The organism is Xaviernesmea oryzae (assembly GCF_900109605.1).
Classification (GTDB): Bacteria; Pseudomonadota; Alphaproteobacteria; order Rhizobiales; family Rhizobiaceae; genus Xaviernesmea; species Xaviernesmea oryzae.
Genome location: NZ_FOAM01000008.1, coordinates 202,149 through 225,653 on the forward strand (window position 1 = coordinate 202,149; position 23,505 = coordinate 225,653).

A 23,505-nucleotide genomic window follows, 5' to 3' on the forward strand; every position below is an offset into this window, starting at 1 on the left:
CGCAGGATCGGCGCGACCGACCCTCGAAGCCTTGAGGGCGGTGAACGAAGCGGCATTCGCAAGAACACTATGCCGGCGTCTGCATGCTGAAGACACCCGCCCGTTACGAGGAAGAGGAAGGACGATGAGCAAACCGGCAGTCAAGGCCCTTGAGGGCTGCGAAGACTCCCTGCCCGACGTGATGATGCGCGTCGTCAGCGAGCTGCACGATGTCGTCTATCTGATCGAGCGGATCGAGCCGATGCTCGCCCATGCGCATGAGGACGCAGAGCTGGCCGCCGCAGACCGGATCAAGGTGCTACAGGGGATCGATCTTGCCGTGCAGAAGACGCGTGGCATCGCCGAATTTATCGATACGATGACTGCGGGCATTCCCAAGACGCAGCTGGTGGACATCGCTACCGCGCTCAATCTGGTGACGCTTGCCGACATGAAGGCGTCCTTGAGCCGCGGGCAGATGCGCCACGGCCATTCGCAGCCCCTGACGCAGGATGCCGGCGATCTCGAATTCTTTTGATGAGCGCTGGCTGTCCTCCATGAGGCCGCCGTGCTCCGCCGCTGTATGCCGGCCTGCGGGTGCCGACCTGCATTGCCCCATTCCCGACGATCGGGCGCGCGCGCTGACCGCAGGTTAAGTTCGCGCAAGTTTCGCTCCCTAGTGTCCCCTTGGGTCCGGTGGATTCCCATGCCTGTTCGCATCTTTGCGGACGGCCTGAGGATGACATCGAAAAAGGCCCGATGTTTGGACAGCGCATGACACCTAGCCCTCTGCAATCAGCCGGGCCGGGCGCGCTTTCGGGGTGCGGAAACAGAATGAATCTGTTGGAACAACTCTCTTCGGTGACGAAGAACCTCGCGAATCTGGGGCAGGGCAAGATCATCGCGCTGATTTCCGCGGGGGTGATTGCCATCGGCATGGTTCTTGCCGCAGGCCTTTACGTCAACAAGCCAGCCTATGAGACCCTGTATGTGGGCCTCGAAACAGGCGACCTCAACCAGATCAGCGTGGCGCTGGCCGAGGCCAATATCGACTTTCAGGTCGGGACCGACGGCACGAGCCTGAAGGTGCCGGTCGGCATGGTCGGAAAGGCGCGGCTGTTTCTGGCCGAGCGTGGCCTGCCCAACAGCACCAATGCCGGCTATGAGCTGTTCGACAAGGTCGGCTCCCTCGGCCTGACCTCGTTCATGCAGGAGGTCACCCGGGTCCGTGCTCTGGAAGGCGAAATCGCCCGCACCATCCAGCAGATCGCCGGCATCTCCGCAGCGCGTGTCCACATCGTCATGGCCGACCGCGGTTCCTTCCGCAAAGCCGAGCAGAAACCGACCGCTTCGGTGATGATCCGGGCAAGCGCCAATGTCGGGCGCAATGCTTCGGCCTCGATCCGCCATCTCGTTTCCTCCTCCGTCCCGGGCTTGTCCGTGGACGATGTCACCATTCTCGACTCCGCCGGCCAGCTCCTGGCTTCCGGCGACGATCCGGGCAATAGCGCGCTCAGCCAGTCGCTCGGCATCGTCCAGAACGTCCAGGGCGAAATCGAACGCAACATCGACAAGGCCCTGTCGCCGATCCTCGGCATGGAGAACTTCCGCACCAGCGTCGCTGCCGCACTCAACACCGATGCCCAGCAGATCCACGAAACGGTCTATGATCCGGAATCGCGCGTCGAGCGTTCCACGCGGGTTACCAAGGAGCAGACCAACTCCAAGCAGCAGCAGGCCGACAACGCCGCGACCGTCGAGCAGAACGTGCCCCAGGCTGCGCCTAAGGGCGGAGCGGGTGCCCAATCCAGCGACCAGGCGGAAAAGAAGGAAGAGCAGACCAATTACGAGATCAACTCGAAGACCGTTGCCACCACCAAGGGCAGCTACCGGATCGAGAAGCTCTCCGTTGCCGTCGTGCTCAACAAGACCCGCGTCTCCACCATGCTCGGCGAAAATGCCGATCAGGCCAAGGTCGACGCCTACATCGCCGAAATGCAGAAGCTGGTGGCGTCCGCAGCCGGCCTGGACACGGCACGCGGCGACGTGGTCACCATCACCTCGCTCGACTTCGTCGACAACCAACTGCTGACCGATCCCGTTGCCGGTCCTTCCTTCATGGAAATCCTGACGCGCAATCTCGGTGGCATCATCAATGCCGGCTCCTTTGTCCTGGTCGCCGTCCTCGTCATCTGGATGGGCCTGCGTCCTCTGGCTCGCTCGGTTACCGGTGCCGGCCATGGCGAGGCCGGGGAAGGGGAAGCCGCAGGCCTGGAACTGCCCGACTTCTCGCCCGCCGTGGGCGGGGCTCCGGCCGGTGGCGCACTGATGGATGGCTTTGGATCCGACTTCGGCTTCGACAGCACCGACGATCTCCTCAGTCTTGGCTCCGGCAGCGAGGACGAATTCAACCGGCGGATCAAGGAAGGTCCCGAGAAGCGCCTGTCCAGGATGGTCGAAATCAGCGAGGAGCGCGCCGCCAAGATCCTGCGCAAGTGGATCACCGAAAAGGCCGCCTGACATCACCAGCCAGGCACCAACGAAAAAAGCCGGACGCCCCAGCGCCCGGCTTTTCGCATGAACGGACTCTGTTCGATATTCGTCGATCGGGTAAGCAGACCTGATCCCGGCAACACGGGGTGCAGCTTGAAAACGATGCAGCGGGCTTTCCAAACGGCGGCCCGAATTTTTGCGACCGCTTACTGCCTGGCTTGCGTCACGGTATTTTGAGGTCAATGCCGGCTTTCATCCGTTGCCTCATCCATCCGATCGAAACAGGCACGGGAGAGCTGACCGGGCTGTGCCGACGGTGCATCTTCCGCTCGCTCAAGCGGACTTTCCAAAAAGCACACCGTGGCGCGCCGGCCGCAGGCCCAGCCGGATTGTTTCGCATCCGCAACAGTGTCGTGGCGCCAGATTTTCCTTGCGGGATTCACAGTCAAAGATTCGTCAGCGCCAGTGCCGCCTGCCGCATCCGCCGTCAGAGTCGAAACGTTAACTTTTGGTAAAAAATTCGCTGTGGAGAAACGGGATTGCTTCGCACTTGCCGCATTTGTCGGATGATTTGCGTCACGGTTCCTGCGATGTTCACGGTACCGGCTAGAGTATAAAGAAGATTATATTGTATGTTATAAACGATATTATAGTTGGATAGGCTTGTCAGGGTCGATAATAGACATGGTGCAATTCCGCCACAGCCTGAGATTTAAGCCTCCAATGCGGCGCTGGATGCAAAACGGCAGAATTAACCAGAAGGGCTTTTTGCCGTCATCGCGCGTCACACAAAAACGCTTCGGCCCGCGAAAAATATTGGTTCGTTTTCACTAATATTTTCGAAAATCTATTATATTCAATAATATAGATTGAATGTTGCCAAGGGTGGGCAAAATCGCTATTGGCCCGGTCCCTTCATGCGGCGAATCGTTCCACAACCTTTCGAAAAAGTAAATCCCAACATCGAATCAGTAGTTTTTTTCGACAGGTAAGGTACCTTTTATCGTGTGATTCGGACGGCAGTCGATGTGGCCGGGGATGGCGGAACGACCCCGGCGCGGCGCCTGAAAAGGCGCTTCGGCAAAGACAGCCCGAGAATTCCTTCACGGGGACAAAACGATATGACCATGATTGAGACCGAGATCACGGCAAGGCCTGTGCCTGCCGTGCAGGGCCGACTTGTCGGCGCGCCCACCACCAATACCCGTCGGCAGATGATCGCGCGGCTGATCAACCATGCCGAATGTGGACATCTGGCAAAGGCGCTGAACCTCCTGACGCAGTATGTCGGTGCCAGCCACTATCTCCTGGCGCGTTGCGACCGGGCGCAAAATGGCGGCGTCGATTTCGCCATCTGCTCGGATTGGCCTTTCGATCTCGTGCGGCGTATCGGCCGGGTCATGGCGGACCAGCATGCCAAGAGCAACGAGCTGGAAAAATGCATTTCGGTGCTGCAGCCGGCTTTCGCCATGCTGCCGGATGAGGCCGTGCTGCCGCGCGGCGTAAGCCGGCAATATTGCGCCATCCCCTTTGCCATTGGCCGCGTGCGCCTTTCGCTGCTGATGCTTTTCCCGCAGGACGTCATTCTCTCGCGCGAGACGCTACGTGAAATGGCACTCCTGACGGGCTATTTCGCCAGCGCGGCGCCGGAAGCGCGCGTCGAGCCCGATCGTGACTGCGACCTGACCGAGCGCGAGCTCGAATGCGTATTCTGGATTGCCGAAGGCAAGACCAGTGATGAGATTGCCGTGATCCTCGGCATATCGCGCAACACCATCAACAACTACATTACCAGCGTGATGCGAAAGACCGCGACCAAGACCCGGTCGGAAGCGATCGCCTATTCCGTCCGAAACAATCTCGTCTAGGAGGGCGGCATGGCTGGCACCCCGCCCGGCATGACGTCGGGCTCGGAGGGCGGCAAACGGGCCGCACGCATCTCCTCCCTCATCACCCGTCTCCAGCAGATCCAGCGTGCGCTGGGCGGCCGGAATTTCGCCGTCCTGCGCCTGAGCGGCTCTGGCCTGCCCGGAGCACGCAAGCTGACCTGCGTGCTTGACAATTGGGGCGCTCATTCCGAAGCCATGGCGCACAATCTGCTCAGCGCCTACAGCGACGCGATGCTGCAGCATATCGACGGCTCGATCCTGCCGCTGGTCTGGAACGGCACGGCCGCAGATCAGATCGCCGATGTCACCGGCTTTGAGTCCTTCACCCGGCGGCTGATCGCCGGCGGCTTGAGCCAGGCCGGCATCGCCTTTCCCGTCAGGCTGGGCGCGCAGGGCAATGGCTATGTCGTCGTGATCGGTGGCGAACTCGACCTGAACCCGGAAGCGATCATCGACCTGCATGGTCAAGCCTGCCAGGTGCTGACCGATCTTCTGGCGGCCGATGAACGACGCATGCTGCCGGCCGAAGCGCTCAGCGAACGCGAGATCGACTGCCTGCAGATGGCTGGCAACGGCCATATCAGCGAGGATATCGCCGAGAAGATGGGCCTCTCCGTGCATACGGTAAATGCCTATCTCGGAGCAGCCACCACCAAGCTCGACTCGGTCAACCGGATCCAGGCGATCGCCAAGGCCATTCGGCTCGGATATATTCGGTAGGTCTCTGGCTCCTTATCGACCGTCAGACATGAACCCGATTTTTCACGGGCTGGCAGAGCCGCAAGGGACCTGCCAGCCCGTTCGTGTTTTCGACGCCCAGGCGCATTCTCAAGCTGCATAGTTTCGCGCCGGCCAAGCCAGGGTGCCGGGGCGGACCGGCAGGCGCTGGCACTTATCGTCGGCGCCAAGCCTGGCCGCGGGGACGGCGGCCGGCGTGGCATCACGGTGTTGGGGTCGGCAGATCGGACACCAGATCAGTCAGCGACGGAGGGCGGCTGGCGGAGCCACCATCCTGTCACAAAAGCCAGGTCGCAATTTCGGGGGCATGCATCCACGTCCTTCCGTCGCGGATGCTTCCAGGATGGCCTCGCAGGCCGCGCTTGCTTTACGCGGCCTGCATCAGGGTTCGCTGAAACTTTCGAAAGGGCCCGACCGACACGTCTGCGCCTCCGGCGATGGCTTAAGGCCAGAACCAAGGTGTCGTGGGGTCGGTTTGTGGGGATCGAGTGGTATGAAAGGCAGCGCGCTGGATCAGCAGGCGAGGCTGCGCGAAAATTTGGCCGCGTCCAGGCTGCGGGCGAGGAAGGCGGTGTTTTCGTTCGGATCTTCGGATGGACGATTGAAAGCAATATGGCTGATTTCAATCCCGGCCTTGTCCTTGGCAAGCTGCAGCTGGGCATAGACGGTGACGCCGTCTGGCTTCAGCTCCAGATCGAGCAGGATCTCGGGCGAATTGCCCCAGTCGAGCCGGTAATTGCCGCCGATGCCGAAATTGACCGTTCCGGGCTGGAAATAGAGTTCCGCAGCGGAGGAGACGAGGTCGGCAAGGCTGGCATGCGATTCAAAGCGCAAGAGAGCGATGAAATCGGCCGCGTCGATCAGCCGTAGTTCCGTTGCCACAGGGCGGATGGCGTCTGCGACGATTTTTTCGCGTTCTTCGGAATAGGAACATCTTTTCATCGTTTGTCAGCGGGTCCGTTTTTGATTTGCTGCATAGACACGGTGAATGAGCTCGGCCACAGCCTTGTAAAACACCGGTGGAATCACACTATCCACCGAGACTTGCGCAAACATTGAGCGCGCCAGCGGTGGGTCCTCGAACACCGGAATCCCGTTTTCCTCCGCGATCTCGCGAATCTTGAGCGCGACCAGGTCCTGGCCCTTGGCGATCACCACCGGCGCGTCGCCTTCCTCGCGGACATAGCGCAGCGCCACGGCATAGTGGGTCGGGTTCGCCACCACCAATGTGGCGCGCGGCACCGCCGTGATCATGCGCCGGCGCGCTCGATCCCGGGCAATCGAGCGCAAGCGAGCGCGTACAATCGGATCGCCCTGCGACTGTTTGAATTCCTCCTTCACCTCTTCCTTGGTCATTTTCAGCTCGGACAGCCAATGATGACGGGTCCAGAAGAAATCGGCGATGGCGATGACGCCGCTGCAGAGCAGCACGACCACCATGATCTGATTGAGATCGCCGGACATGCGGCTGAAGATCGTCACCGGATCCGAAAACATCGCATCCAGAGAGCCGTAGAAATCGTCCTTCAGGGTGACGGCGATGATCGTCGAGATGATCGCGATCTTGAAGAAGCCCTTGCCGAATTCCACCAGGCCCGGCTTGCCGTAGATCCGTTTGAGGCCGGCCATGGGCGAGAGCCGCTCCGGCTTCGGCGCAATCCGGTCCAGCACCATGCGGGGAAAATTCTGGAGAACGGATGAGGCTATGCCGAAGCTGACGAGCAGCAGGATGATCGGCACGACCAGGCCTGCGGCACGATTGAACAGAAAGAGAATTAGCGCCGTGACATCCGTGGCATTTTCGAGCCGCCAAGCCTCCGGCTGCTCGAAAATATCCTTCAAGGCTTCAGCGAAATTGGCAAAGCCGCCTGGCAGGAAGAAGACCACGAAGATGTAGCTCGCGAACACCGAGGCGAACATCGTCACCTCGCGCGAGAAGGGCACGTTGCCTTTCTCCATGGCGTCGTTCAGCTTTTTCTCCGACGGGCTCTCGGTTTTGCTTTCCTTGTCGTCGTCCTCGGCCACAGCGGATCTCCGTCAGACGGGAGCATTCATGCGATGATTCGCGGCGAATGCCCCGTCGTCCTCGTTTTGGCACTTTTTGCCCGGACCGTCGGCACCTTGCCAGCCAGGTGGCTGGCCAAGCAGGGTTTGTATGTCGCGGGCACCGATATCCTGCTCTTCTTGCGGCGGCGGGTCGGGCCTTGCAAGAGGCAGGCGGGTGATTTCCGGCGAGGGAAAATGCGGCAAACGACAACGGCCATGCAAGCGGAGCTCGTATGGCCGTTGTCGTCGATAAAATGCGTGGGATCAGGCGGCTGCCTTTTCCTTCAGTTCGATCATGCCGGCAGCTGCCAGGCGGATGGCCTCCTGGGTGATCGAGCGGCGGGCAATCGCGATTTCGCGCGGGTTGATGCCCTGCTCGCCGGTACCCAGATCGGCCTCGATCATGCGGCGCTGGCGTGCGCCCAGTGCCGAGAGGACACATTCGCGCAGGTCCATGGCGGTGCCTCGCAGCGCCATGGTGATGATGTCGCCGGAGACGTCGTTGAACAGCGCCACGCGGCTGCGCTGCGGCATGAGCATGATGTCGTCGAAGAGGAAGATCTTCGGGCGGATCTTGCCGGCCGATTCCTGGCTGAGCGATTCGAGTGCACCGAGCAGGGTGTCGACCTGGGTCTTTTCCAGCTGGTTGATGACCTCGGCCGCCTTGACCGAACCGGTGGAGTTGCGATCCTCTTCCACAGCCTGAAACATTTCGATGACGCGCTGTTCGATGATCTGCGCGGCCTTCGGGCTGACGCTCTTCATCGTCACCGTCCGGTTGACGATATCGGCGCGCTGGGTTTCCGGCAGTTCCAAGAGAACCTTGGCGCTGAAGTTCGAGGGCATCATCGACAGGACGTAGGCGATGGTCTGCGGATGTTCCTTGGCGATGTAGCGCGAGACGAAGACCGGATCGCTGTCCTGCAGGCGCTCCCAGATATTCTGTTCGTAGGATTGGAAGGCCGCGCGGCGGCCCAGCAGGCCATCGACCTCTTCAGGCGGCAGGCCCTCTTCCAGAATGGCCTCGATGGCCTTGGCATTATCCATCAGGCCGGCCCCTTCGGTGAAGAGGTCTTCGAACTCGCTGACCAGCTGGTCCAGTTCATGCGGCGGAATGGTGCGCAGAGCCTGCGCCGCGGCGATGATGCCCTGCAGCTCGCCCTGGGTAAAAAACTTCAGGAGCTTGCCGGCGACGCCCTTACCCATGGCAAGCAGAACGGCGGCGGCCTTGTCTGTCTGACTAAGAGGCCGGGTCGGTGCCGAAGACTCGAAATTGTCGAAATCCATCATGGATCCTTTCGTCAGCGCCCTGGCGCCGGACCGGAGGTGGCGCGTTGCGTGGAGAGCGCCGACCTGCCGTTACACATTTACTTCAGGTCTTCGTGTGCAAGGCGCTCGATGCGCGCCCTGCTTCGTCGGGTTCAGTCGGTGACAGCCTTTCAGCCGCGGCCGCTGCGAATTTCGATCAGGCGAACGCCGAACCGCGTATCGTCTTCGTCCAGAACGGTGATTTCACCACGGCCGATCACTCGGCCGTTGACGGTGACTTCGACCGGCTCGCCGATCTTGCGGTCGAGCCCGATGGTTGCGCCTTCGGTAAGCGCCATCAGGCTGGAGACCTGCATGCGGCTGGCGCCGAGCACGATCTGAACATCGATCGGGATGTCCATGATCATTTCGAGATTGGCCGGGATCTCCGCGCCGGCGCGCAGCGAGCGTGACCGGCTGCCACGGCTTGCGCCGGAGAGGCCCGCGTTGCTGGAGCTTGCCGCATCGGCAGCGAAATCACCGCCAAAGCCGCCAAGATCGTCGGATGCTGCGAAGGACGAAGCGCCGTCCAGCCCGGACAGGGAGCCGGAGAATACGTCGGCGTCGGAAACGCCGCCGTCTGCGCCTTCCTTCAGAACGCCACGCAGATCGTCGATCGCCTGATCGAGTTCGGCGTCGCCTTCGGACAGAGACGGAAATACGTCATCGGGTGCTTTTATCGTAGCCATGTGTGCATTATTCCAATTGAAGCTTGCCCCAAGCCTGTTTCGTCGCTCAGCCCATCAAATGGTCGAGAATCTCTTTTTCCGAACCATGGGTGTCCATGATGCGGACTGTATAACGTTCGCCGGAACGGCCAAATTCACAGACATAGAGGTCGCGGCCGTTGGCATTCACATCCACCCGGACGTCGTGGACGTCCTTGAAGGCGATGATGTCGCCGGCCTGAAGGCGGCAGACATCGTTAAGGGTCAGGTCCTCAAGGCGGATGCGGGCCTCCAGGCTGACGGCGGAGCGATGAACCTGCTGTTCCAGCTGGTCGCTCCAGGCATTCTTCGTCTTGCGCGCCTGGCCGATGCCCTTGGGGAAGACGATCTTGGTCTTCAAGAGCGCCTTGTGCGGAATGACGATGGTGAAGATGGCCGAGATCGGCCCGGCGACCAGGCTGATCTTGACGGCGGCCGCATGGATATCGGCCGCTTCTTCCGGGATCGAACGCTCCGTCGCGTTGAGCGGGCGTTCCAGTGTCGGCTCGAAGCCGCCGCTCGCATTGACCGCCGATTTCAGGACATTGGCGACCTTCTCGAACAGCATCGCCGCCACGTCGAGCTCGATGGCCGAGAGCGCGCGGGGGACCGGCGGGCTGATCGTTTCCGGGGCGGCGCCGAGCAGCATTTCCACCATGCCCATGACGATCGGGCTGTCGCAGGCGATAACGAAATCGCACCAGTTGCGCAGCGTTCCGTCGCAGACGGCCACCGTGCTCCCAAGAGCCGCGACCAGCTCCTGCTTCACGCCGCTGTCGAAGCCTGCATAGCCGATCTCGACCGGAAAGCCGGTTTCGGCCTGCAGCATGTCGGGCAGGAATTCGGCGAAGACCTGGCCGAGGTCGACGGCGAATTTTTCAACCGGCTCGCGGTCGGCCAGAAGGCCGGTCATGCGGGCCAGCAGGCTCTTGTCGAAGGGAAGGGGCGCCGTGCGCGCCGTCATGGCGGTGTCGGTCATGGATTAAGCTGCCTTGCTTTCGCCGCCGCCGCCCGGATTCATCATCTCCTGCTCGACGGCATCAATGGAAGGGCGTTCATAGGCGGAAATCGTTTTCCGGCCATATTCGAGCGCGACCTGGGGAACGGAGCCGTTCATGTAGGCGATCAGCGTCTGCTTCACGATCACATAGAGCCGGTTCTGCTTTTCACGCACCGCCTTGATGTTGGCGATCATCGGCGAGACGATGCAATAGGACAGGAAGATCCCGAGCATGGTGCCGACAAGGGCCGCCGCGATCTTGCCGCCGAGAACCTCGGGCGATTCCGTGATGGCGCCCATGGCCTTGATGACGCCCAGAACGGCCGCGACGATCCCGATCGCCGGAAAGGCGTCGCCCATCGTTGCCAGCGCGTTGTAGGATTTCATCTTGTCGTGGCTGATGGTCTCGATTTCCTCGTCCATCAGCGCCTCAATCTCGTGGCTGCGTGCATTGCCGATGATGATCAGGCGCACATAGTCGCAGATGAAGGCCGTCAGTTCCTTGTTCAAAAGAACTGTCGGCGCCTGCTGGAAGATCGAGCTTTCCTGCGGATTATCGATGTGGCTTTCGATCTCGTTGCGCGACTTGGTGCGCAGGTCGCGCATGAGCGAATAGAGCACGCCGAGCGTGTCCAGATAATTTCGCTCCTTGGGGACCTTATGCTTGAAGGCCTCGCCGAGCGCCTTGCCGGCATCCTTCACGGTCTTCATCGAATTGGCCATGATGAAGCCGCCGACGCCGGCGCCGCCGATGATCACCAGCTCGAAGGGCTGGTTGAGAACGGTCATGTGGCCGCCCATCGCGATGAAGCCGCCGAGAATGCAGCCGAGCGTCATGACGAGCCCGATGATGATGTTCATGTTGATACCTGCCGCACGGGTGGATTTCGAGGATAGGGGATAGGCTGTCTTGCTTGCGTGAGGCTGGCTCTGATGCGTTGCCGCGGGGACAGCTTCGCACAAGGGGAACGCACCAGTTTGGCTTCATGCCGGACGCTCGGAGCATTTTGTTCCAGCCCTCTTAGGATTTTCTTTCCGTGACGACCACTTTCACCAGCTACAAGCAGATCACCAGCGACCTCACCTCCTCGCTGAAGCGCGTGCAGGAGCAGCCCGACGTCGCGCGGGAGACGGCCTATTACATGTCGAAGATCGGCTCGGTGAAGACGGTCGACGAGTTCATGGCCGACAGCCGTCTCTATAACTACGCACTGAAGGCCCACGGCCTTGAAGACATGTCCTACGCCAAGGCTTTCATCCGCAAGGTGCTGACCGAGGGCAACGAGAAGGACGATGCCTTCGCCAAGAAGCTTTCCGACAGCCGCTATTCCGATCTGGTGAATTCGCTGAATTTCGCCAAGTTCGGAACCGCTGCTACCGCCAAGGACAGCGCGCAGACGGGGGTGACCGCAAAATTCAGCCGGCAAACGCTGGAGGAAGAAGTCGGCGAGGACGATTCGGGCGTGCGTCTGGCGCTTTATTTCGAGCGCATGGCCCCCTCGATTACCAGCCCCTTCGGCCTTCTCGCCGATGAGGCACTGGCCCAGGTGACCCGGACCCTCCTGCAGGTGCCGGATGAATTCGCCGCCGCCGATATCGATGCCCAGGCGGATCACATCAAGGAGAAGATCGACATCAGCTCCTTCAAGGATCCGAAGAAGCTTTCGAAACTCATGGAACGCTTCACCGCCCTATGGGAAGCGCAGAAGGATCCTGCCGCCTCCGACACGCTCAAGCTGTTTGGCGGCAGCTCGGGCATTTCGGCCGATCTTCTCCTGTCGATCAACAATTTGAAGCTTGGAGGTCGCTGAAAGATGCAGACCGGTCTTTACGTCGCCGTTTCGTCCCAGATTGCGCTGGAAAAGCGCATGGCGACGCTGGCGCACAATGTCGCCAACGCCAATACCGCAGGCTTTCGGGCCACGGAAATGAAGTTCAACACCGTGCTCGGCGATACCAAGCCCACCAAGGTGGCCTTCGTCAACGAGGGCAAGGAATTTCTCAAGACCCAGGGCGGCGGGATGACGTCCACGGGCAACAATCTCGATCTCGCCATCAAAGGCGATGCCTATTTCCAGATCCAGACGCCGGCCGGCCCCGTGCTGACGCGTGATGGCCGCTTCTCGCTGACCGATGGGGGCGATCTCGTCACCGTACGCGGCTATCCGGTGCTGGATGCCGGCGGCGCACCGATCCAGGTCAATGCAGGCGCCGGCGAATTGATCGTCACGCCGGATGGCGTGATCCGTCAGAACGGCCAGCAGGTTTCCGCGCTCGGCCTGTTCGAGGCTGACTTCTCCAAGGGCTTCAACCGCTATGACAACAGCGGCGTTCTGCCGAAGGGCGCGCAGCCGCAGCCGGTCGTGGACCGCATGGATGTTGGCGTCAAGCAGGGCTATGTCGAAGAATCCAACGTCGATCCGATCACAGAAATGACGCAGCTGATCACTGTTTCCCGCGCCTTTGAAAATATCACCGCCCTGATGCGCGATGGTGAGACCAGCCTGAGCGAGGCGATCAAGACGCTGGGCGGCGCCAAGAGCTGATGCGGCGCGCATCGCCGGCGCGCGGTGCGATCCTGCAAGAACAAGACGATCACGGCCGGCGCACGCTTCGTGCGCAAGGCTTGCCGGCATGATGCACGGCCAGAGTGGATGATGAGATGAGCGCTGCCTTGGATGAAACGGACACCTTCAGCTTCGGCCCGAGCCGGCTTGCGGCTTTGGGATCGCTGGCTGCACGCTATGGCCAGAGCGAGAATTCCGTGGCCGCCGGCGGGCGTGTGCAGACGATCGCCGCCGGTCATTACACGGTTTCCGGCCTCTCGCGTCAGGTCCGCCTCGGCGATTTCGTTGCCCATAAGAGCGAGACCGGCGTCCATCTCGGCGAGGTGGTGCGCGTCGAGCAGGAGCTCGTCTATATCTGCCCGATCGAGCCGGGCGAGCCGATCGGCATTCATGATACGGTGATCCGCAAGGGCGCTTTTCGCGTGGCGCCGGATGAAAGCTGGTGCGGGCGCGCCATCAATGCGCTCGGCGAGCCGATCGATGGCGGGGCGCCGCTGAGCCATGGCCCGGTCGCCCGTTCGATCGCCAACAGCGCGCCGCCTTCGATGACACGTCGTCGCGTCGAGGAAGGCTTTCGCACCGGCGTGCGGGCAATCGATCTGTTTTCGCCTCTCTGCCTTGGCCAGCGCCTCGGCATTTTCGCCGGTTCGGGCATCGGCAAATCCACGCTTCTGTCCATGCTGGCACGCGCCGAAGCCTTTGACCGCGTCGTCATCGCGCTTGTCGGCGAGCGCGGTCGCGAAGTGCGCGAATTCATCGAGGACACGCTTGGCGAGGATATGCGGAAGACGGTGGCCGTGGTCGCCACCAGCGACGAGAGCCCGATGCTGCGCAAGATGGCGCCGATGACGGCGGTGACCATCGCCGAGCATTTTCGCGATCAGGGCGAAAACGTTCTGCTGATCGTCGACAGCGTCACCCGTTTTGCTCATGCGATCCGCGAGGTGGCGACGGCCTCCGGCGAGCCGCCGATCGCGCGCGGCTATCCAGCATCCGTCTTCACCGAGCTGCCGCGGCTTCTCGAACGGGCGGGGCCCGGTATCGAAGGCGCGGGCACCATCACCGCGATCATCTCGATCCTGGTCGATGGCGACAATCACAACGACCCGATCGCCGACTCCACCCGTGGTATTCTTGACGGCCATATCGTCATGGAGCGCAGCCTGGCGGAGGAGGGGCGCTATCCGCCCATCAATCCCTTGAGTTCGGTCTCGCGTCTTGCGCGCAAGGCTTGGACGCCCGACCAGGAAAAGCTGGTGGCCCGCCTGAAGGCGCTGATCCATCGCTATGAGGAAACCCGCGATCTCCGGCTGATCGGCGGCTATCGCCCCGGCAGCGACCCGGATCTCGACATGGCCATTCGTCAGGTGCCCGTGATCTACGAGACGCTGAAACAATCACCGGGTGAGCGGCCGTCCTTCGACGCCTTCACCGATCTCGCCAATGCCCTGAAGGCAGCCGCAGCCAATGGCGGCGCCATCGCACGAGGATAGGGATGACCAGGATCAAGCGGCCCGCGCAGATGCGCGATACGGATGCCGACGAAGTCGTCAGCCAGCAACGCCAGCGCGGAATGCCGAGATCGGACATGGCGCTCGGCGCCTTCGGGATCGTCCTGGCCGGTCTCGCCTCCTATTTTCCCTGGTGGGCTTATCTCAATCAGGACAAGATCAGCATTCCCACGCTCTGGGAAGGCCGGCTGCGCGACCTGCCGGCCAAGATCGGCAGCGGCTCGCTGACGATGGCGCAGCAGCAGCGGCAGGAAGAGACCGAGGCCACCGTCGATGCGCTGCTGACGGCCTCTATCCCTGGCGCGATCGTGAAGCCGAGCGGCCCGCCCGAGCAGCCTTTCCCCGCCAATCCGCGCTTCAGCCTGCGCCATGTCGCAAACGGCCGGGCGCTGATCGAGGATGACAAGGGCGTCTATCTCGTGCGTGTCGGTTCGGTCCTGCCAGACGACAGCCGTATTGCGGCGCTGGAGCAGCGTGGCGGCGACTGGGTAATGGTCACCAGCAAGGGCGACGTCTTCAAGGCCGGCCAGTAAGATAAAGCGCCGGCGCTATGCCTTCGGCGCACCATTCACGTCGATTGCAGGCCGGGTTTTCCCGGCCTGATCTGTTTTTAGCCTCTTCCTGTGCGCTTCTGGCCATCGTCAGGCCTGCTTCGCAAAAGATCGGATTTCGGCCGATTTAATTCTTCGGTTAAGCTTTCTTTAAGGATTTTGCCTTACACTACGCCGGCCGGTCCGCAACAGTCTGACGCAAGTTTGCCGGGCTAGTGTCGAAGCATCAAGCACGGAGTCGCATGATGCAACCGATACAGCTCTTTGATCTGGCCTCGCGACAGGCGCAATGGCTGGCAGTTCGCCAGAACGTCGTCGCCGGCAATATTGCCAACGTTAACACGCCCGGCTACGCGGCCAAGGACGTCAAGCCCTTCGAAAGCGTACTGCGCGAGACGCCTTTCCAGCTCGCGACCACCAATCCCGCCCATTTCCTCAGCGGCAACTCCGCCGCCGAAGTCGTCGAGAGCAGCGTCTCCGACGGCAATGAAATGAAGCAGTCCGGCAACACCGTCTCCATGGAGAAGGAGTTGATGAAGACTGGCGAGATCAAGCGGGATTTCGATCTCAGCACCAATCTCGTCAAGTCCTTCAACCGCATGATGCTTCTGACGGTAAGGCGCTAAGCCATGGATCCCCTGGTCTCAGCCCTCAAGGTCTCCGCGACCGGTCTCGATGCGGAATCGACGCGCCTGCGTATCGTCTCGGAAAACATCGCCAACGCGCGTTCCACGGGCGACAGCCCGGGCGCCGACCCCTATCGCCGCAAGACGATCAGCTTCCGCGCCGAGGTCGACCGTATCAGTGGTGCGGCCAGCGTCGGCATCAAGCGCCTCGGCGTCGATGACTCCGATTTCATCGAGGAAAGCGATCCCGGCAATCCGGCCGCCGACGAAAAAGGCATGGTCAAGCTGCCGAACGTCAACGTCCTCGTCGAGATGGCCGATATGCGGGAAGCCAACCGTTCTTACGAGGCCAATCTCCAGACCACCCGCCAGGCTCGAGATTTGATCTCCGCCACGATAGATCTCCTGAAGAGCTAATCATGATCAACTCTATTCACAGCATTTCCTCGGCCATTTCAGGCGCGGGCGAACTCGGCTCGCTGAGCTCTTCGGGCTCCACCACGGCAAGCGGCCTGGCTGGCGGCCTGATGGGCACGGCCACGCCCGGCACGCCCAACGCGCCGAGCTTCTCGGCGGTGATGGCCGACATGGCCACCGACACGATCGGCTCGCTGCGCAACGCCGAAAGCCTCTCGCTCGCCGGCGTCCAGGGCAAGGCCGATTCCCGCCAGGTCGTCGACGCCGTGATGAATGCGGACCAGACCCTGCAGACGGCAGTCGCCATCCGCGACAAGGTCGTCACCGCCTATCTCGAAATTGCCCGCATGGCGATCTGAGGATATTATAGATGAAAGCGCTTTCGATCGCCGCCACCGGCATGAACGCCCAGCAGCTCAACCTGGAAGTCATCGCCAACAACATCGCCAACATCAACACGACGGGTTACAAGCGCGCCCGCGCCGAATTCTCCGACCTGCTGTATCAGGCCGAGCGGGTTCAGGGCGTGCCGAACCGGGCCGGCCAGGCGATCGTGCCGGAAGGTGCCAATGTCGGTCTCGGCGTTCAGACGTCCGCCGTGCGCAACCTGCACCTCCAGGGCAGCCTGGTGTCCACCGGCAACGACCTCGACTTGGCGCTGATCGGCAAGGGCTGGTTCCAGATCCAGATGCCCGACGGCACGACGGCTTACAGCCGCGCCGGCGCTTTCAACACCAATGACACCGGCCAGCTCGTCACCATCGACGGTTACGCGGTCGTTCCCGGCATCACCGTGCCGCCGAACACCAAGAGCGTCACGGTCTCCGCTTCGGGCGAGGTGCTGGCGACTGTGGGCAACGCCACCGTGCCGACCAGCCTTGGCCAGCTGACCATTGCCAACTTCGTCAACGAAGCGGGCCTCGATCCGCAGGGTGACAATCTCTTCAAGCAGACGCCGGCCTCCGGCGCCCCCGTTGTCGGTGTGCCCGGCGATCCCGGCTATGCCACGGTCAAGCAGAAATATCTCGAAGCTTCCAACGTCGATCCGGTCAAGGAGATCACCGATCTCATCTCCGCCCAGCGCGCTTATGAGATGAACTCCAAGGTGATCCAGGCCGCCGACGAAATGGCCGGCACGGTTTCCAAGAACCTGCGGTAACGCGCTCCAAACGAAGGGCAAACATGATGTTTCGCCGGATTTCCTTCCGCCATCACCGTCTGGCCGCCGCCACGCTGGCAGCCGCCTCGGTCGCGCTTGCGGCACTCACGGGCTCAGCGCCCGCGCGTGCCGAAGGCATGACGGCCGTGATCCCCAAGGAAACGATCTATCCCGGCGAAACCATCGTGGGAAGCCAGCTGGAAGTCGTGGACGTCACCAATCCCAACCTCTCGGGCGATTTCGCCCAGACGGCCGATCAGGTCGTGGGCAAGGTGACGACCCGCACGCTTCTGTCCGGCCGCGTCATCCTCGTCTCCGGTCTGCGCCAGCCCTATGCCGTCGAGCGCGGCAAGGCGGTGCGGCTGGTCTTCAACAATGGTCCCCTGGTCATCTCCGCCGGCGGCTCGCCGCTTGAAAATGCGGCGGTTGGCGATCTGATCCGCGTGCGCAATACCGACTCCGGTATCATCGTTTCCGGAACGGTCATGGCGGACGGCACCGTTCAGGTGGTGGCGAAATGATCAAGAATGTCACGCGTTGCCTCATCGCGCTTGCCGCGATGCTCCTTCTCGCGGTCGAGCCGGCCTTCGCCATCTCGCGCATCAAGGATGTGGCCTCGCTGCAGTCGGGGCGTGAAAACCAGCTGATCGGCTACGGCCTCGTGGTCGGGCTTCAAGGCACGGGCGACAGCCTGCGCTCTTCGCCCTTCACCGAACAGTCGCTGCGCGCCATGTTGCAGAATCTCGGCATCTCGACGCAGGGCGGCGAGAGCCGTTCGAAGAACATCGCGGCCGTGCTCGTCACCGCCAATCTTCCGCCTTTCGCCAGTCCCGGCAGCCGCATCGACGTGACCGTCGGTTCGCTCGGCGACAGCACCTCGCTGCGCGGCGGCACGCTGGTCATGACCTCGCTTTCGGGCGCGGACGGCCAGATCTATGCGGTCGCGCAAGGCTCGGTGGTCGTGACGGGCTTTTCCGCCCAAGGCCAGGCGTCCAGCGTCCAGCAGGGTGTTACGACCGCCGGCCGCGTGCCGAACGGCGCGATTATCGAACGTGAACTGCCCGCCAAGTTCAAGGACGGCGTCAATCTCACGCTCCAGCTGCGCAATCCGGACTTCTCGACCGCCGTCGGCATGGCCGACACGATCAACCGCTACGCCTCCCACCGCTATGGTGGCCGGATTGCCGAAGCGCGCGACAGCCAGACCGTGGTCATCGACCGTCCGAAGATGGCCGACCTCGCCAAGCTGATGGCCGACATCGAAAACCTGGAAATCCAGACCGATACGCCGGCCCGCGTCGTCGTCAACGAGCGTACCGGGACCATCGTCATCGGCCAGGATGTGCGCATTGCCCCCGTGGCGGTCAGTTTCGGCACGCTCACCGTTCAGGTGACCGAGGCGCCGAAGGTGGTCCAGCCCGAACCCTTCTCCCGCGGGGAGACCGCAGTCGAGCCCAATACCGAAATTCAGGTGCAGCAGAATGGCGGGTCCGTCGCGCTGCTCAACGGCTCGAACCTGCGCAGTCTCGTCTCCGGTCTCAACTCCATCGGCGTCAAGCCTGACGGGATCATCTCGATCCTCCAGGGCATCAAGTCCGCCGGTGCTCTCCAGGCGGAGCTCGTGCTGCAATGATCCTGTTTCTCGATACGCTTTCAGCCTGGACCCGGAACACCCGAAGCGGCCGCCGTCTTGGCCTGGTGCTTGCGATTGCCGGTCTCGGCCTGATCCCCGGCGCCTTTGCCCAGGAAGTCGGCGCTCCGGCGGCGACCGGTGCGCCCGATAATGGCGAGATCCAGCGCTTCTGCTCCAACATCGCCGATGGCGCGCGCGACCAACGCTATGTGCTGCAGAAAAAGCAGCTGGAAGATCTGCAGACCGAGGTCAACGGCCGCATCGCCGAGCTCGAAAAGCGCCGCAACGAATATCAGGACTGGTTGAAGCGTCGAAACGACTTTCTCGAACAGGCCCAGGTCGGGCTCGTCGGCATCTACAAGGGCATGGCCCCGGATGCGGCGGCGGCCAAGCTGCAGGAAGTCAATCCGGAAATCGCGGCGGCCTTGATCATGAAGCTGCCGCCGAAGAAATCCAGTCTGATCCTGGCGGAAATGGCCAGCGACAAGGCGGCGGTGATCACAGCCATCATCGCCAGCGCGACGGATCCCAAAACCTCGAAGGAACCCTCATGAGACACCGCATCACCGCGATTCTCGCCGCCAGCCTCCTGACGGGTTGCCAAAGTGCGCTGAGCGATGTCGGCCGGGCGCCGGCCATGAGCCCGATCGGCTCCGGCTTGCAATATTCCCAGACGCCGCAGCTGGCCATGTATCCCAAGCAGCCGCTGCACGCCAATAACGGCTTCTCGCTCTGGAACGACCAGCGCTCCGCCCTGTTCAAGGACGCGCGCGCCATCAATGTCGGCGACATCCTGACGGTCAATATCCGCATTGACGACAAGGCCTCCTTCGACAACAAGACCGATCGCAAGCGCGAGAACGACAGCGGCTTCAACATTGGCGCGAATTCGTCCGGCGCTGTCAGCACCGGTGCGTGGAAGGGCAATCTCGACTACGGCTCGAACACCTCGACCAAGGCCGATGGTTCGACGGAGCGGGCCGAAAAGCTCGTCCTGCTGGTCGCCGCCGTTGTCACCGGCGTGCTGGAGAACGGCAATCTCCTGATCAGCGGCAGCCAGGAAGTGCGCGTCAATCATGAAATGCGCATCCTGAATGTCGCCGGTATCGTTCGCCCGCAGGACGTCGATGCCAAGAACACGATCTCCTACGACAAGATCGCCGAAGCCCGTATTTCCTACGGCGGCCGCGGTCGCCTGACCGAAATCCAGCAGCCGCCGATCGGCCAGCAGGTCATGGATATCCTGTCGCCGATCTGATCGTCACGGCCGCGCGGGTCTGCCCGCGCGCGCATGCCGCATCGATGCCAAGGGGCCTTGAAAGATTATGGAAGACGCCGAAGGCGCGGATGCGCCGAAGAAGAAAAATCCGATGGTGGGTACGATCATCGCCGCTGTGGTGGTGACGATCCTCGGCGGCGGCGGCGGCTGGTTCGTCGGCGGCCTCTTGGCGCCGTCAAGCGCCAGCCATGATGCACCCGCTGCTGCCGCAGCCGCGCCGGCGGCCCCCGCTAAGGCGGAGGAACATGGCGGCGGCGGGCATGGCGAGAAGAAGCCGGAAGGCCTGCCCCATGCCTTTACCGAGGCGGGCGGCGTTCTGCAGCTCGATCCGATGACGGTCAATCTCGCCTATCCCAGCGAAAACTGGATCCGGCTGGAGCTGGCGCTGGTGTTCAAGGAACATCCGGATGTCGCAGTGGCAAAGTCGATCCAAGACGATCTCACGGCCTATCTGCGCACGGTCTCGCTGCAGCAGATCCAGGGACCGCGTGGTTTCCAATATCTAAAGGACGACATTCAGGAGCGGGTTGACCTGCGCTCCGAGGGGCGCGTATCGGATGTGATCTTCAGAACTTTTGTGGTTCAATGATTCGTCTCGTCGCCTTTCTCGCCGCCATGGCGTTCATGTCCGGAACGGCTCTCGCACAGGGCTTTCCGTCGAACTTGTTCAACACGCCGATCGACGGATCCGTGGCGTCATGGATCATCCGTACCTTCGGCCTGCTGACGGTTCTGTCGGTCGCGCCTGGCATCCTGATCATGGTGACGAGCTTTCCGCGTTTCGTCATCGCCTTTGCCATCCTTCGCTCCGGCATGGGGCTGGCCACCACGCCATCCAACATGATCATGGTCAGCCTGGCGCTGTTCATGACCTTTTACGTGATGTCGCCGACCTTTGATCGTGCCTGGCCGGAAGGGGTCGATCCCCTGATCCAGAACCAGATCACCGAGCAGGAGGCCTTGCCGCGCATCGCCGAGCCTTTCCGCGCCTTCATGCTGGCCAACACGCGCGACAAGGATCTCCAGCTCTTCATCGACATGGCGCGTGAGAAGAATTTATCGCTGGAAGAAAATGGCCGCGTCGATCTGCGCGCCGTGGTGCCGGCCTTCATGATCTCGGAAATCCGCCGTGGCTTCGAAATCGGCTTTCTGATCATGCTGCCCTTCCTGGTCATCGACCTGATCGTTGCCACCATCACCATGGCCATGGGCATGATGATGCTGCCGCCGACCTCGATTTCCCTGCCGTTCAAGGTTCTGTTCTTCGTCTTGATCGACGGCTGGAACCTGCTCGTTGGCAGTCTGGTGCGCTCTTTCAACTGAAGTTTTCGTCATGGTTAACTGACGGCAAACTAAGAGGGTTTCCTCTTGGTTAAGGTCAGGCGCGTTCTGTTGTTTCCTTAAATATATTAGAGTTACTTAGAAAAGAACATGTTAAAATACCGAATTTTACCGTTAATATATTGGTAAGCGAGAAGTGAGACTTTGTTCCTGCAAGACAAGCAAGGTAGATCGAAAGTTAAAATCGCTCTTCTAGCTGGCATGATGCCGAAAAGTCTTCACCGGTTTTAGTATATAGTCCGGTATGTCCCCCAAATCCTGTATTTCGTACTGAGGGACACTCTCTTATGACCAGCATTATCACGAACGCTTCCGCCATCGCTGCGCTCTCGACCCTGCGGACGATCAGCTCAAACATGGAAAGCACCCAGGCTCACATTTCGTCGGGCCTAAAGGTCGGTTCGGCCAAGGACAACGCCGCTTATTGGTCGATCGCCACGACCATGAAGTCCGACGACAAGGCGCTGTCGGCCGTCCAGGACGCGCTCGGCCTCGCTGCCGCCAAGACCGATACGGCCTATAACGGCCTCGACACCACCATCGACATCATCTCGACGATCAAGCAGAAGCTGGTCACCGCGCGCGAGCCGGGCGCCGACAAGGACAAGATCAACAAGGAAATCACCGAACTCAAGAACCAGATCATCTCGACGGCGCAGTCCTCGTCCTTCTCGGGTGAAAACTGGCTCTACAACACGTCGACGACGGCTGCGACCACCAAGACCATGGTCGGCTCCTTCACCCGCTCGGCAAATGGCGTTTCGATCGGCACCATCAGCTACGATACGGCCAACTCGGTTCTGATCGACACCAACGACGCCACCAAGGGTGCGCTGACCAAAGCCGTCACCGGCTACGGCACCTACACCAACGGCACGGCCGGCTCCACCGGCACCTACTTCCTGATCAACGTCAACAGCACCACCTCGGCTGCCGGCTCGGTGATCTCGATCTCCTCGACCACCACCGACGCCCAGGTCGAGCAGATGCTGAGCTCTGTCGACACCATGCTGCAGAGCCTGACCAATGCTGCCTCCACGCTCGGTGCCGCCAACAGCCGCATCGACACGCAGAACAGCTTCGTCAAGGATCTGCGCGACACGATCACCAAGGGTGTCGGCCGCCTTGTGGATGCCGACATGAACGAAGAGTCCACCAAGCTGAAGGCGCTGCAGACGCAGCAGCAGCTCGGCATCCAGGCCCTGTCGATCGCCAATTCCAGCGCCGACAGCGTCCTCTCGCTCTTCCGCTAAGCCGTCACGTCACGTAAGTCGACATCACCGAGATCGACAGGAAAGGCCGTGCCCCTCTGGGCGCGGCCTTTTTGCGTCTGTCTGCGCGCCCGTCTCGGCTTTCGCGGCGTGGGGCGAGAAAGCGCGCGTGGCAGGGCAGGCGCTTACGTTCAGACAAGAGCAGGCTTTTTCGAAAAACATAAATAAGAAATAGTTTTTTTAGTGATTTGTTAATGATGAACGGTTTAATTTCATCCTCAACAAGACACAGTCAGACTGTTAACGAATAAAGTCATCTGACTGGCATGAAGCCAAGACGTCTTAGCCGGTTTAGTAACCAGTCCGGCATGTCCCCAAAATCGTATCGTGTATCTAAGGGACAATCTAAAAATGACCAGCATCATTACCAATACAGCCGCAATTTCTGCTCTGGCAACCCTGCGTTCCATCAATTCCCACATGGAAACGACACAGGCTCACGTTTCCTCCGGCCTGAAAATTGCTAATGCAAGCGACAATGCTTCCTATTGGTCGATCGCCACGACCCAGCGCTCTGACGAAAAAGCGCTTTCAGCTGTCCAAGACGCTCTCGGCCTTGGCGCTGCAAAAACAGACACTGCTTATACTGGTTTGAAGAACACCATCGACATCATCACCTCGATTAAGGCCAAGCTGGTGACGGCCCGTGAACCGGGCGCCGACAAGGACAAGATCAACAAGGAGCTCGTCGAACTCAAGAACCAGATCATGTCGACGGCCCAGTCTTCGTCCTTCTCGGGCGAAAACTGGCTCTACAATACCTCGTCGACGGCCCCTGGCGCCAAGACCATGGTCGGCTCGTTCACCCGTACCGCATCAGGCGTCTCGATCGGCACGATCAGCTATGACACGTCGAACTCGGTTCTGATCGACACCAACAACGCCACCAGGGGTGCCCTGACCAAAAGCGTCAACGGGTATACCTACAATGCCAACGGTACGGCAGCCTCCACGGGTACCTACTTCCTGATCAATGCCAGCAGCACCACC

At 61.2% G+C, this 23,505-nt stretch carries 26 protein-coding genes; 20 read left to right on the forward strand and 6 right to left on the reverse strand.

Annotated features, from left to right (window positions below):
• Positions 1–124: 124 nt before the first annotated feature.
• The 4 genes from BMX61_RS12480 (at position 125) to visR (ending at position 5,081) form a co-directional block, all read left to right on the forward strand.
• Positions 125–517 (forward strand): hypothetical protein, encoded by a 393-nt coding sequence (locus tag BMX61_RS12480; protein ID WP_075629408.1) that lies wholly within the window; start codon positions 125–127, stop codon positions 515–517.
• A 296-nt stretch (positions 518–813) separates the two neighbouring features.
• Entirely contained in the window at positions 814–2,499 is a 1,686-nt protein-coding gene (fliF, locus tag BMX61_RS12485; RefSeq protein ID WP_075629407.1) for a flagellar basal-body MS-ring/collar protein FliF, read from the forward strand.
• A gap of 1,094 nt (positions 2,500–3,593) precedes the next feature.
• Positions 3,594–4,340: a transcriptional regulator VisN gene (visN, locus tag BMX61_RS12490; protein ID WP_083639606.1), complete on the forward strand. Its 747-nt coding sequence runs from the start codon at positions 3,594–3,596 to the stop codon at positions 4,338–4,340.
• 9 nt (positions 4,341–4,349) lie between these two features.
• Positions 4,350–5,081, forward strand: a complete 732-nt coding sequence (gene visR, locus BMX61_RS12495; RefSeq protein WP_075629406.1) for a transcriptional regulator VisR — start codon at positions 4,350–4,352, stop codon at positions 5,079–5,081.
• A 531-nt stretch (positions 5,082–5,612) separates the two neighbouring features.
• Here visR and BMX61_RS12500 read toward each other — a convergent pair.
• From BMX61_RS12500 to motA, 6 genes are all read right to left on the reverse strand, one after another.
• Positions 5,613–6,041 carry a hypothetical protein gene (locus tag BMX61_RS12500; protein WP_075629405.1) on the reverse strand — a complete coding sequence of 143 codons (429 nt, stop codon included), beginning with the start codon at positions 6,039–6,041 and terminating at the stop codon, positions 5,613–5,615.
• 6 nt (positions 6,042–6,047) lie between these two features.
• On the reverse strand, positions 6,048–7,124 hold the full coding sequence (flhB, locus tag BMX61_RS12505) for a flagellar biosynthesis protein FlhB (RefSeq protein ID WP_075629404.1): 1,077 nt from the start codon (positions 7,122–7,124) through the stop codon (positions 6,048–6,050).
• Positions 7,125–7,409: 285 nt separating this feature from the next.
• Entirely contained in the window at positions 7,410–8,435 is a 1,026-nt protein-coding gene (gene fliG, locus BMX61_RS12510) for a flagellar motor switch protein FliG (protein ID WP_075629403.1), read from the reverse strand.
• 149 nt (positions 8,436–8,584) lie between these two features.
• Positions 8,585–9,142, reverse strand: a complete 558-nt coding sequence (gene fliN / locus BMX61_RS12515) for a flagellar motor switch protein FliN (protein ID WP_075629402.1) — start codon at positions 9,140–9,142, stop codon at positions 8,585–8,587.
• Positions 9,143–9,188: 46 nt separating this feature from the next.
• Positions 9,189–10,139, reverse strand: a complete 951-nt coding sequence (locus BMX61_RS12520) for a FliM/FliN family flagellar motor switch protein (RefSeq protein ID WP_234794669.1) — start codon at positions 10,137–10,139, stop codon at positions 9,189–9,191.
• 3 nt (positions 10,140–10,142) lie between these two features.
• Entirely contained in the window at positions 10,143–11,021 is an 879-nt protein-coding gene (gene motA / locus BMX61_RS12525; RefSeq protein WP_075629401.1) for a flagellar motor stator protein MotA, read from the reverse strand.
• Between the two features lie 176 nt (positions 11,022–11,197).
• On the opposite strand from motA, the gene BMX61_RS12530 reads away from it, so the two are divergent.
• From BMX61_RS12530 to BMX61_RS12605, 16 genes are all read left to right on the forward strand, one after another.
• Complete coding sequence (locus BMX61_RS12530; RefSeq protein ID WP_075629400.1) at positions 11,198–11,971, forward strand: DUF1217 domain-containing protein; 774 nt, start codon at positions 11,198–11,200, stop codon at positions 11,969–11,971.
• Positions 11,972–11,974: 3 nt separating this feature from the next.
• Positions 11,975–12,706: a flagellar basal-body rod protein FlgF gene (gene flgF, locus BMX61_RS12535; protein ID WP_075629399.1), complete on the forward strand. Its 732-nt coding sequence runs from the start codon at positions 11,975–11,977 to the stop codon at positions 12,704–12,706.
• Between the two features lie 116 nt (positions 12,707–12,822).
• Positions 12,823–14,220, forward strand: a complete 1,398-nt coding sequence (gene fliI / locus BMX61_RS12540) for a flagellar protein export ATPase FliI (RefSeq protein WP_075629579.1) — start codon at positions 12,823–12,825, stop codon at positions 14,218–14,220.
• 2 nt (positions 14,221–14,222) lie between these two features.
• A complete protein-coding gene (locus BMX61_RS12545; RefSeq protein WP_234794670.1) occupies positions 14,223–14,771 on the forward strand; it encodes a flagellar protein in 549 nt (182 codons plus the stop codon).
• A 263-nt stretch (positions 14,772–15,034) separates the two neighbouring features.
• Positions 15,035–15,415 carry a flagellar basal body rod protein FlgB gene (gene flgB / locus BMX61_RS12550; protein WP_075629398.1) on the forward strand — a complete coding sequence of 127 codons (381 nt, stop codon included), beginning with the start codon at positions 15,035–15,037 and terminating at the stop codon, positions 15,413–15,415.
• Positions 15,416–15,418: 3 nt separating this feature from the next.
• Complete coding sequence (flgC, locus tag BMX61_RS12555; protein WP_075629397.1) at positions 15,419–15,832, forward strand: flagellar basal body rod protein FlgC; 414 nt, start codon at positions 15,419–15,421, stop codon at positions 15,830–15,832.
• 2 nt (positions 15,833–15,834) lie between these two features.
• The gene (locus BMX61_RS12560; RefSeq protein WP_075629396.1) at positions 15,835–16,191 is read left to right on the forward strand and encodes a flagellar hook-basal body complex protein FliE; all 357 of its coding nucleotides are present in this window, start codon (positions 15,835–15,837) and stop codon (positions 16,189–16,191) included.
• Positions 16,192–16,202: 11 nt separating this feature from the next.
• Positions 16,203–16,991, forward strand: a complete 789-nt coding sequence (gene flgG / locus BMX61_RS12565; protein ID WP_075629395.1) for a flagellar basal-body rod protein FlgG — start codon at positions 16,203–16,205, stop codon at positions 16,989–16,991.
• A 23-nt stretch (positions 16,992–17,014) separates the two neighbouring features.
• A complete protein-coding gene (flgA, locus tag BMX61_RS12570; RefSeq protein WP_075629394.1) occupies positions 17,015–17,512 on the forward strand; it encodes a flagellar basal body P-ring formation chaperone FlgA in 498 nt (165 codons plus the stop codon).
• 38 nt (positions 17,513–17,550) lie between these two features.
• Positions 17,551–18,624 carry a flagellar basal body P-ring protein FlgI gene (locus BMX61_RS12575; RefSeq protein ID WP_234794674.1) on the forward strand — a complete coding sequence of 358 codons (1,074 nt, stop codon included), beginning with the start codon at positions 17,551–17,553 and terminating at the stop codon, positions 18,622–18,624.
• Positions 18,621–19,178 (forward strand): MotE family protein, encoded by a 558-nt coding sequence (locus tag BMX61_RS12580; protein WP_075629392.1) that lies wholly within the window; start codon positions 18,621–18,623, stop codon positions 19,176–19,178. Before BMX61_RS12575 ends, BMX61_RS12580 begins: the two co-directional genes overlap by 4 nt.
• Positions 19,175–19,882, forward strand: a complete 708-nt coding sequence (gene flgH / locus BMX61_RS12585) for a flagellar basal body L-ring protein FlgH (protein WP_075629391.1) — start codon at positions 19,175–19,177, stop codon at positions 19,880–19,882. The genes BMX61_RS12580 and flgH overlap by 4 nt, the downstream gene beginning before the upstream one ends.
• 67 nt (positions 19,883–19,949) lie before the next feature.
• Positions 19,950–20,492 carry a flagellar basal body-associated FliL family protein gene (locus BMX61_RS12590; RefSeq protein WP_075629390.1) on the forward strand — a complete coding sequence of 181 codons (543 nt, stop codon included), beginning with the start codon at positions 19,950–19,952 and terminating at the stop codon, positions 20,490–20,492.
• Positions 20,489–21,226 (forward strand): flagellar type III secretion system pore protein FliP, encoded by a 738-nt coding sequence (gene fliP, locus BMX61_RS12595; RefSeq protein ID WP_075629389.1) that lies wholly within the window; start codon positions 20,489–20,491, stop codon positions 21,224–21,226. The genes BMX61_RS12590 and fliP overlap by 4 nt, the downstream gene beginning before the upstream one ends.
• 305 nt (positions 21,227–21,531) lie before the next feature.
• Positions 21,532–22,497, forward strand: a complete 966-nt coding sequence (locus BMX61_RS12600; RefSeq protein ID WP_092742653.1) for a flagellin N-terminal helical domain-containing protein — start codon at positions 21,532–21,534, stop codon at positions 22,495–22,497.
• 369 nt (positions 22,498–22,866) lie between these two features.
• The coding region (locus BMX61_RS12605; protein ID WP_092742682.1) for a flagellin N-terminal helical domain-containing protein at positions 22,867–23,505 on the forward strand (639 nt) is incomplete at its 3' end.

Coding starts and splice junctions, on each gene's coding strand:
- BMX61_RS12580 (WP_075629392.1), top strand. CDS start 18,621: ATGATCCTGTTTCTCGATACGCTTTCAGCCTGGACCCGGAACACCCGA.
- BMX61_RS12575 (WP_234794674.1), top strand. CDS start 17,551: ATGCTCCTTCTCGCGGTCGAGCCGGCCTTCGCCATCTCGCGCATCAAG.
- motA (WP_075629401.1), bottom strand. CDS start 11,021: ATGAACATCATCATCGGGCTCGTCATGACGCTCGGCTGCATTCTCGGC.
- flgF (WP_075629399.1), top strand. CDS start 11,975: ATGCAGACCGGTCTTTACGTCGCCGTTTCGTCCCAGATTGCGCTGGAA.
- flgG (WP_075629395.1), top strand. CDS start 16,203: ATGAAAGCGCTTTCGATCGCCGCCACCGGCATGAACGCCCAGCAGCTC.
- fliP (WP_075629389.1), top strand. CDS start 20,489: ATGATTCGTCTCGTCGCCTTTCTCGCCGCCATGGCGTTCATGTCCGGA.
- flgC (WP_075629397.1), top strand. CDS start 15,419: ATGGATCCCCTGGTCTCAGCCCTCAAGGTCTCCGCGACCGGTCTCGAT.
- fliF (WP_075629407.1), top strand. CDS start 814: ATGAATCTGTTGGAACAACTCTCTTCGGTGACGAAGAACCTCGCGAAT.
- BMX61_RS12590 (WP_075629390.1), top strand. CDS start 19,950: ATGGAAGACGCCGAAGGCGCGGATGCGCCGAAGAAGAAAAATCCGATG.
- flgA (WP_075629394.1), top strand. CDS start 17,015: ATGATGTTTCGCCGGATTTCCTTCCGCCATCACCGTCTGGCCGCCGCC.
- BMX61_RS12545 (WP_234794670.1), top strand. CDS start 14,223: ATGACCAGGATCAAGCGGCCCGCGCAGATGCGCGATACGGATGCCGAC.
- flgH (WP_075629391.1), top strand. CDS start 19,175: ATGAGACACCGCATCACCGCGATTCTCGCCGCCAGCCTCCTGACGGGT.
- fliG (WP_075629403.1), bottom strand. CDS start 8,435: ATGATGGATTTCGACAATTTCGAGTCTTCGGCACCGACCCGGCCTCTT.
- fliI (WP_075629579.1), top strand. CDS start 12,823: ATGAGCGCTGCCTTGGATGAAACGGACACCTTCAGCTTCGGCCCGAGC.
- flgB (WP_075629398.1), top strand. CDS start 15,035: ATGCAACCGATACAGCTCTTTGATCTGGCCTCGCGACAGGCGCAATGG.
- BMX61_RS12600 (WP_092742653.1), top strand. CDS start 21,532: ATGACCAGCATTATCACGAACGCTTCCGCCATCGCTGCGCTCTCGACC.
- BMX61_RS12560 (WP_075629396.1), top strand. CDS start 15,835: ATGATCAACTCTATTCACAGCATTTCCTCGGCCATTTCAGGCGCGGGC.
- BMX61_RS12480 (WP_075629408.1), top strand. CDS start 125: ATGAGCAAACCGGCAGTCAAGGCCCTTGAGGGCTGCGAAGACTCCCTG.
- BMX61_RS12520 (WP_234794669.1), bottom strand. CDS start 10,139: ATGACCGACACCGCCATGACGGCGCGCACGGCGCCCCTTCCCTTCGAC.
- visN (WP_083639606.1), top strand. CDS start 3,594: ATGACCATGATTGAGACCGAGATCACGGCAAGGCCTGTGCCTGCCGTG.
- BMX61_RS12500 (WP_075629405.1), bottom strand. CDS start 6,041: ATGAAAAGATGTTCCTATTCCGAAGAACGCGAAAAAATCGTCGCAGAC.
- visR (WP_075629406.1), top strand. CDS start 4,350: ATGGCTGGCACCCCGCCCGGCATGACGTCGGGCTCGGAGGGCGGCAAA.
- fliN (WP_075629402.1), bottom strand. CDS start 9,142: ATGGCTACGATAAAAGCACCCGATGACGTATTTCCGTCTCTGTCCGAA.